At 63.4% G+C, this 7,831-nt stretch carries 10 protein-coding genes and 1 pseudogene; 7 read left to right on the top strand and 4 right to left on the bottom strand.

Annotated elements, in window-relative coordinates:
- Positions 1 to 433 precede the first annotated feature (433 nt).
- Complete coding sequence (locus IH48_RS35495; RefSeq protein WP_078850204.1) at positions 434 to 856, bottom strand: DUF5959 family protein; 423 nt, start codon at positions 854 to 856, stop codon at positions 434 to 436.
- Positions 857 to 1,250: 394 nt separating this feature from the next.
- On the opposite strand from IH48_RS35495, the gene IH48_RS0131915 reads away from it, so the two are divergent.
- On the top strand, positions 1,251 to 1,700 hold the full coding sequence (locus IH48_RS0131915) for a hypothetical protein (RefSeq protein WP_051840970.1): 450 nt from the start codon (positions 1,251 to 1,253) through the stop codon (positions 1,698 to 1,700).
- A gap of 99 nt (positions 1,701 to 1,799) precedes the next feature.
- Here the strand turns inward: IH48_RS0131915 and IH48_RS0131920 are convergent, their stop codons facing one another.
- Positions 1,800 to 2,171: a hypothetical protein gene (locus IH48_RS0131920; RefSeq protein WP_030912707.1), complete on the bottom strand. Its 372-nt coding sequence runs from the start codon at positions 2,169 to 2,171 to the stop codon at positions 1,800 to 1,802.
- 610 nt (positions 2,172 to 2,781) lie between these two features.
- Between IH48_RS0131920 and IH48_RS0131925 the strand changes: the two genes are divergently transcribed.
- The 3 genes from IH48_RS0131925 to IH48_RS0131935 all read left to right on the top strand — a co-directional run bounded on the left by IH48_RS0131925 (position 2,782) and on the right by IH48_RS0131935 (position 4,473).
- Positions 2,782 to 3,132 (top strand): nucleotide-binding domain-containing protein, encoded by a 351-nt coding sequence (locus IH48_RS0131925; protein ID WP_267885336.1) that lies wholly within the window; start codon positions 2,782 to 2,784, stop codon positions 3,130 to 3,132.
- Between the two features lie 149 nt (positions 3,133 to 3,281).
- Positions 3,282 to 4,016: a polymorphic toxin-type HINT domain-containing protein gene (locus tag IH48_RS34630; RefSeq protein WP_051840975.1), complete on the top strand. Its 735-nt coding sequence runs from the start codon at positions 3,282 to 3,284 to the stop codon at positions 4,014 to 4,016.
- Positions 3,985 to 4,473, top strand: coding sequence for a hypothetical protein (locus IH48_RS0131935; RefSeq protein ID WP_234434467.1), 489 nt, complete (start codon positions 3,985 to 3,987; stop codon positions 4,471 to 4,473). The genes IH48_RS34630 and IH48_RS0131935 overlap by 32 nt, the downstream gene beginning before the upstream one ends.
- 89 nt (positions 4,474 to 4,562) lie before the next feature.
- Here IH48_RS0131935 and IH48_RS0131940 read toward each other — a convergent pair.
- Positions 4,563 to 4,973: pseudogene (locus tag IH48_RS0131940) on the bottom strand (tyrosine-type recombinase/integrase); the annotation flags it as partial.
- Positions 4,974 to 4,979: 6 nt separating this feature from the next.
- Positions 4,980 to 5,729, bottom strand: coding sequence for an IS5/IS1182 family transposase (locus IH48_RS0131945; RefSeq protein WP_030912720.1), 750 nt, complete (start codon positions 5,727 to 5,729; stop codon positions 4,980 to 4,982).
- Positions 5,730 to 5,824: 95 nt separating this feature from the next.
- Between IH48_RS0131945 and IH48_RS35500 the strand changes: the two genes are divergently transcribed.
- The 3 genes from IH48_RS35500 to IH48_RS35505 all read left to right on the top strand — a co-directional run bounded on the left by IH48_RS35500 (position 5,825) and on the right by IH48_RS35505 (position 7,407).
- Entirely contained in the window at positions 5,825 to 6,286 is a 462-nt protein-coding gene (locus tag IH48_RS35500; protein WP_078850205.1) for a DNA/RNA non-specific endonuclease, read from the top strand.
- A 130-nt stretch (positions 6,287 to 6,416) separates the two neighbouring features.
- The gene (locus tag IH48_RS0131955; protein ID WP_030912725.1) at positions 6,417 to 6,854 is read left to right on the top strand and encodes a DUF5959 family protein; all 438 of its coding nucleotides are present in this window, start codon (positions 6,417 to 6,419) and stop codon (positions 6,852 to 6,854) included.
- A gap of 88 nt (positions 6,855 to 6,942) precedes the next feature.
- A complete protein-coding gene (locus tag IH48_RS35505; RefSeq protein ID WP_078850206.1) occupies positions 6,943 to 7,407 on the top strand; it encodes an SMI1/KNR4 family protein in 465 nt (154 codons plus the stop codon).
- Positions 7,408 to 7,831: the final 424 nt, after the last annotated feature.

Consider the following 7,831-nt stretch of genomic DNA (forward strand, 5'->3'; position numbering starts at 1 on the left):
GCCACAGCGTCACGCGACGGCCCGTCATCCACCGGCCCAGGACATTACGGGCAAACCGCCGGGTCGATCAGCGATCGAACCCCGCTGACGAATCGAGGCTAGACAAGGGCCGCCCGGCAAGCCGGGCGGCCCTTGCGCTTGAAGAAACGGGTCGAGACCGGGGTGGGTGCCCTACTCGGGACGTAACTGGGGCCGGATAGACGTCCGCGTGGCCGCCGAGAGGGGACGCTGATATGGGGCGTCAGGAACGCGCGGATCAGATATGCGATTACCGGGCGGCTCGTCCGCTGCCAGTCCAACTGCCCGAGAGATCTTTTACAGCCCACCGCAGTGTGAAATTGCCCATCCGCGTCAAATGCGAGTCATCCTGGCGGATGCAGAACGACCCTCGGCGGACCTTAAGACCTGGACGCACTTTGCCGAGGGGGCAAATTCAGTCGCTTTCGGTCAGCGGCCAGATTCGCAGCACCTTTTCGAGGCGGTTGTAGGCGTCATCGAACCACGAGTCGTACAGCGGGACTTTTACGGTCACCGTTGTCAAAGTCGATTCTTTGTCTCTAACGGTGACTTGGAAGCGCTCTCCATCCTCGTCACGTTCAATGAACAGGTCAGTACCGCGTACATACTCACGCCAGGCGATTTTCTGCCCCGCATCAAGTGCGTCAAGGCAATTCTGCCACTCGGTCAAGTCGGGAGGAAACAGCCAGTCGCTTTGCTTTCCACTGACAAATGGCGTCTCAACCACAAATTCGCACGTCAATGCGTCTTGTTGCGGTTTTGTTCTACCTGTGACACGAAGGATGACGCTGTTACCATCTCCGGTCAGACGAATCAGGTCGATCGGTCCCTCAGTCATCGGTACTCCTCTGGAAAATTTGTACAGTCCGAACTGTAGCGAGCGCGCATGAACTGTGCGTGCCTACGCTCATTTTTATCCGTACTGCGGTCTCCCGCGCGTTGGTAGCAGTGCATGCGCCGGCGCGAGTCACTGCCGCCCCACCGGCGTGTGCCCTGCGACACAGCACAAGCACAGTACTTCCTGTCACCGGAGGCGACTAGAGCGGTCCCCGGCCGCGGCCGACAGAAACCATCAACTGAGCGTGAGATTTGGCATGTTCGCTACCCGTGACGCTCGCGTGACGGCGTTCGCTCGAAATTGTGGAGGGGTTTTTGACGCTTCCGTTGGATGAGCGAGGGGTGGGACTCATGGATGAAGCGGACGGAGACAGAGTGCCAAGCGCGTGCGGGGGATGCGTTCGTACGCGGCCGACTTCGTGGCGCGGGTGACGGCACGCAACCGGCTGCCGCTGGACTACTCGGTGGCCAGTCTCCGGGTCGTCGACTTCGTCGTGGACGGGTTGCGCAAGGGCGGGGCCGAACCGGAGCGGGCGCGGGAGACGCTGCTGGGGCTGGGTGCGTACGTGGGGGAGGTGCTCCTGCGCCGGGCGGGTGCCGTGCGGGTGGACTTCGACGACAGGGAGCAGGTCTATTTCGGTCAGCCGGTGGGGGTGCGGATGCCGGACGGGAGGGTGTGGAACCCGCTGGGAAAGGTCCGCAACCGCTTCGAAGTGGGCGGCCCCGCCGAGTCGTTGCAGACGTTCTGGCTGAGGCTACACGGCCGGGCCCGAAGACAGCCCACTGCCTTGACGGGCTCTGCCCAGTCGCTACGGCATGAGCCACCACCCGGCCCCGTCACGTAACCGCTGCTGCGACCGCGACAGCGGAAGGTCGAGGGCGCACCGAGGCTCACTCGGTGGCGATCCTGGGGTGCCCCCTGGCGAGCGCTGCCGGGTGGGCTGTCAGATGCGCCAGGACCGCAGACGGTCGGCCGTGTCGTACGCGTCCGCACGGTCGGCCGCGATGTCGCGCGAGAGGTCGATCAGCGCGCCGTACGGTGGGTCGATGCCCTCGCCGGCGGCATTCATGTAAGCGACTGCGACGGCCGAGCCGAACAGGGCGTTACGGGCGGGGAGCGGGCGGAGCCGGATGAGCGTGTGCATCAGCGCGGCCGCGCGCCAGGCGTTGTCGACGGCGACACCGATCTGCGGGGTGTTGACGCGATGGCGGGCGACGGCGGCCACAAGGGCGGAGAGGTCATGCACTGAGGGGTGCTTGGGCAGGACCTCTGCCTGGCGCTCCAGGAGCCACCGGATGCCGATGTGCAGGTCCATGGTCAGGCGGCCCGCATCGGGAGGCCGCGCTGCACCGCCGGTTCTCGGCGAGAGCCGTTCCAACGCCCACCGGAGACGGGAAGCAGAGCCAGACTGTCGGCCATGGACACTTCCTCAGCCCACCAGGACCGTGAAGAAGCAGAGCGGCTGAGCACTGCCGTGGGGGTCCTCGCCGACTTCCTCCGGCGTGGCTCGCTCACGGTGGTACGGCGGGCCAGGCCGGTAAGTCGTTGCTCAGCGGCGGCCGGCGTGGCCAACGAGCGGTGATACGCAACCTCCTGTCATGGCACGTGGCCTTGGGTGTGTCGCGAACGGCGTGAGCGCAGCGGCCCAGGAGACGCCAGCAGCGGTGAGGAGAAAGCCTGTCGGCGTCCCGGGGGGATGTTTGCTTCCGTACCCTGGTCAGGTTCGCGGTCCGGCTCGCTGTGACGGGCGGCACAGAGACTTCGCGGCAGGCAGCAACACGAAAAGGTGACGAGTGACGTTTTCTCAGCGAAATGGCGTACGTCGAAGCGGTGTGAACCACGCCATGCGTGAGCAGGCCGGCCAGGATGGCCCCGGCTGCGGACAGACGTAAAGCCCCTGGTAGGACAGGTCTCACCACAAGATCATGTCCGTAACCACCAGAGGCTTCAGTCGGGTAGCCGGAGCGCATTGCTGCACCCCGGCCCCCTCAGAACCTGACAAGAGCTTGAGGTTCGTGGTCACCAGCTGCTCGGTCGGGGAGCCCTACACGCTGAAGTGGAAAGTGCTCAATCGTGGTCCGGAAGCCGAGCGGCGGGACGCGATCCGCGGCCAGATCGTCGACTCGAGCATGCGGGGAGTCCGCATCGAGCACTCGGACTTCAAAGGCGAGCACGTCGTCGAGTGCTACGTCGTCAAGGACGGGGTCGTCGTCGCTCGGGACCGGATCGACGTGCCGATCGGCACCACGAGCGTCAAGAGGGCGAACGCCTTGTAGGGAACCGATCCTCGGAGCGGAGCGGAGCGAGGCCCCGACAAATCTGCCGGGGTCTCGCCACATCAGACGGAGGCGCGGCATCTGACGCAGGAGTCCTCAGCAAACTCTTCACCAAGGGCTGCAGCTTCACCCCGGACACACCCGTCCTCATGAAGGACGGCAAGACCAAGCCAATCGGGAAGGTCAAGACCGGGGACAAGGTCGAAGCCGCCAACCCCGGCACCGGCAAACACAAGCGCGCCCGTCGGGTCACTGCCACCCACATCAATCACGACCACGACCTGGTCGACCTGACCATCCAAACCAGTGCTGGCCACACCCACACTCTCCACACCACCTCCAAACACCCCTTCTGGGACGACACCCTCCACATCTGGGTTCCCGCCGGCCACCTGACACCCGGTCACAGCCTCGAAACAGCCACCAACCACCACGTACACGTCACTGCGGTCCACAGTCACCCCGGCACCGCAGACATGTACAACCTCACCGTCAACCAACTCCACACGTACTATGTACTCGCTGGTCAGACACCGGTTCTCGTTCACAACAGCAACTGTGATCTTCCTGAGGGGTACACCTCTTCCCCGGCGCTCAAGGGTGATCCGTATCATCCGGACTCAGTAGCCGCGCGAAGTGCGCAGAACCGGGAGTTGTACGCCGGAACCGTAGGGGACAGGGCGGGGGCCCTTGGGTATAGGACGAGAATCCCCGCGCAAAAGGCTCCGTTCAATTCGCACGGCCAGGTGGTCTTCTCGAATGGGAAGAACTACATCACGCCGAATGTTGACGGGCATAATGTGTCGGACGGCTGGAAGATGTTCAACCGCAAGGGCCAACGGATCGGTACTTATGACCCAGACCTCAACTATCTCAAGGAATAGACGATTCGCGATCGAAGTGATCGGTGATCCCGCCTCGGAGGGTGGCGTCTCGTCGCCTTCCGAGGCCACCGGTAGGGTCACAGTCGGGGATTTTTCAGAACCATTCCCGATGGACCTGAGCTTCTGGACGGTGGGTGACTACTCTCGAAGTTGGGAGAGGGCCCTAGGGGAGCTTGAGGCGAGCAATAATTCGACTTCGTGCCTCATCTCTTCGATCACGGACCCGGAGACCGCTAAGTTCATCTTCTGCTGGCCTGTTTACCGGGAAGGGGAAGATGTCTACGTGCAAAACTCGATCATTTTCCTGGACGGCCTCGAAGAACAGTTCAATCCGCAAGAGCCTTGGCGATATGTGGAGGCTCGGAGTTTGGTTGACGAGGACGGGAACCGAATTTCTGAGTGGTCGACGACCATCTCTCAGGTTCGGCGGTTCCGCGAGTCCGTCTGGGGCCGGTAGCTCCTCACGTACACACGCAAATCTGAAGCCCCGTCAGGCAGTGTCTGGCGGGGCTTCAGCGGGTGTGACGGCAGTAGTTGACGGCAACGTCAGCGGACGGCGGCTCCGGCGAGCGGTGGTTCGTTGCCGTCGTCGGGCTTGCCGGTGGTCTCGGCGGGGTTGCGGAGGGCGTGGCCGAGGAGGTCGATGGCGTCGCGTTGGAGCCGGAGTCGGACGTGGGCGTAGACGGTGGCGGTGACGCCGATGTGGGCGTGCCCCAGCAGCTCCTTGATCACGACGAGTTCCACGCCCTGTTCCAGGAGGAGGGTCGCGGTCGAGCGGCGGAGGTCGTGGAACCGGATGCGGCGGAGGCCGGCCTTGCGGAGGAGTGTGGTGAAGGTGCGGGTGAGGTTGGTCGGGTCGATCGGCCTGCCCTGGGGCGTGGTGAACACGTGCCCGTTGTGCTGCCACGCCGTGCCTGCGGCCTCGCGCTGCTGCTGCTCTCGGTGATGCTTCAGTGAGCTTTTTCAGAGTCGTCTCTCCAGGGTGAGGATGGCCTTGGTGATTGACGTCATGCGGTTGGGGCCGATCCGGGATCTTCGGAAGATCTGCCAGGACTTCAGCAGTGCCATGCCGCGTTCGACGGGCGCCCTGGAGGTGGCCAGTACTCGGTTGACCGTCTGTTGTGTCGGGGAGAGTTGCCCGCCGGGTGGTCGTCTGCGCCCGGTGGTGACCCACGGACCGGCTCCTTGGTACGCGCGGTCGGCCAAGATCGGGACACCTTGGCGTTCGCAGATTCGGATGATCCGGTGGCTGCGGGCCGCAGTGAGGTCGTGGCACCGGCCGGGCACGGCCGGCGAGATCCACAGCACGCGGCCGACCGGGTCGGTCACGACCTGCACGTTCACCCCGTGGCGGCGGTGCTTGTGGGAGTAGTCGGCCCGGCCGTCGCCCACCCGGTCGCATTCGGCGAGTGTCCCGTCGAGCAGCACGTAGTCCGGTTCGCGCTCGCGCAGCGTCTTGAGCAGGCCGGGCGCCCGTGCTGCCAGAAGGTCGATCACGGCGGCTGTGTAGGCGTGGGCGGTGCCGACCGAGATGCCGAAGCCGGCTGCGATCTGGGCCAGGGTGTCGTGCTTGCGCAGGTACACCAGAGCGACCAGCGCGTGTTGGTGCGGCGGAAGCTTGCAGCGTCGGTCACCCTCGCGGGTGACGATGAGCATGGTGACCCACTCGACCAGCGCATGCGGCAGGTCGAGTGCGGCAGGATAGGAGACCAACGAGGCACCTGCGCTGATGAGTTGAGACTTCGAACACCTCTCTCAACGGCACAGGTGCCTCGTGCGTTGCGCCCCCGGCCGCCGTCACCCCATCAGTGGTCACTCTGAAGACGCTCAATGACCGAGAGAGCAAGAATTGTCTGAAGGACACCTCATCCACGAGCACAATCTTCTACAACAATCCCGATGACAAGGGGCGCGCGACCGGCGCATGGGCCTGCCTCAATCCCACTATCACGGAGATCAACACCACCAAACCCCAGAAGCCGGTCGGGTGGCAGGCAGGAATGGACAAGGCGCACCTGATAGCGAGGACGTTCGGCGGCACACACTTGAGGAAGAACATCGTTCCCACCAGCCCGATTGCGAACCAGACGGACATGCGGGAGTTCGAGAGGGATATTCGGAAACACCTGGATCAGAACGAGCGAGTCTTCTACTCCTCCATACCGGCCTACAACGTGGGTTCTATTCGCCCGACCGGCATCGACATGTTCATGCTGACGAGCAGCGGATACACCACGTCGAAGTTCGTGCCGAGCGGCGTGTACCCGTAAGAGGGCCTGCGGTACAGAGACAGTGACCTCGTGAAAGCGGCGGCAGGCCAGGGCTGCAGATTTCCCCCGGCTTGCCGCCCGCCTGTATGGATAGAATCTGGCCACTACGAACGTCTTGGAAGGGGCAGCGATGGCTCAGGGCACGATCGACCTGATCCGCCTGGTTGGTGAGGGCAACAACGTCGTCCTTCGGATCACGGGGAGAGAGACCCGGCGAGGGGCGCGCATGACCCATGTGCTAACGGGTGAGTTCGTGGTTGACACGCCGTTCATTAGGGGAACCCTCAATGCCTGGGTGTTTCCGGAAGACTTGGCCGAATGGCAGGAATGTCTCGACGCGCTCGACAGCGGGCAGGCCGGCATCACCTGGCGTGAGGCTGTACGAGGCCCGGCGCTGTCCATCGAACGCGACGATATCGGAGAGCAACTCACCGTCACTATCAGAGACGACACCATGTCTATGACAACGGTGAGCGTGATGGTGCCGCTGGCCGATTCCTGGTTCGATGACGCCTACAGCCGTCTCGAACAAGTCTGGAAGACCTGGCCTGCGATCGAGGGTCACTGACGTCTCACCGTTGGCCCTGTGAAATTGGGGGGAGCGCATACGGGCCGGCCTGGTTCGATAACCGGCCAGCGGCTTCAGAAGGGCTTTGATGGCAGCCAAGAAGGGCCGGCGTAAAGTGGAATACTCGGAATTCGAACACCTGCTGGAAAGCGTTCGATCGGACCACCCGTTCTGGTTTGAAAACTTTGAAGGGTGGCGGTCGACCGAAGAACAGATCGCCGAAACCGAGGTAATCTTAGGCGTATCCCTTCCTGCTGCCTACAGACGTTTCATGTTGACCGCAGGTGGCGGAGGATTCGGCTTCCTTGACATTCTCCCGCTAAATCCGCAGGAAGGAAGCGTGGAGGACCTCGAGTCTGTAAATCGAGAGCAATGGTGGGATGCGGACTTTGTGGCCTTTTCACCGGTCGGCACTGGAGACCTATGGGGGTTCTTGGTGGATAATGGCGTCTGCTCTGATCAGGTAACCTTCCTTGACCACGAAACCAGGGATATGGTTCCTGAGCATCAGGACTTTCTAGAGTTTTTGGTCTCTAAGGCTCTCAAGCCGTAGTCGTGTCGCGGGTCCCAGCGGCTCCGCCGAGATCGTTCCGGCGGGGTCGATGGGGCAGTCGGTCACCGCGGGCGGCCAGGTGATCTCCCGCAACACCTACGACGGCTTCGACCACGTCACCAAGTCCGAGAAGGCCGACGACACGGGCGCGCTGAAGTCGACGACGTACACCTTCGACCCGCTGGACCGCACCACGTCGGAAACGGCAGCCGGCCACAACAGCGACGGCACCACCCTTCAACGCGAAGCGCTGGGACGCCCAGTCCGGCACCTACGACATGGGCTTCCGCAACTACGACCCCGGCGCCCTCGCCGACATGAACCTCACCACCAACCCCTACACCGGCAACCGCTACGCCTACGGCGCCGGCAACCCCACCAGCATGATTGAGGCCGACGGCCACACCAGCTGCGACATCACCGG

The sequence above is a fragment of the Streptomyces sp. NRRL F-5126 genome (assembly GCF_000721265.1).
Lineage (GTDB): Bacteria > Actinomycetota > Actinomycetes > Streptomycetales > Streptomycetaceae > Streptomyces.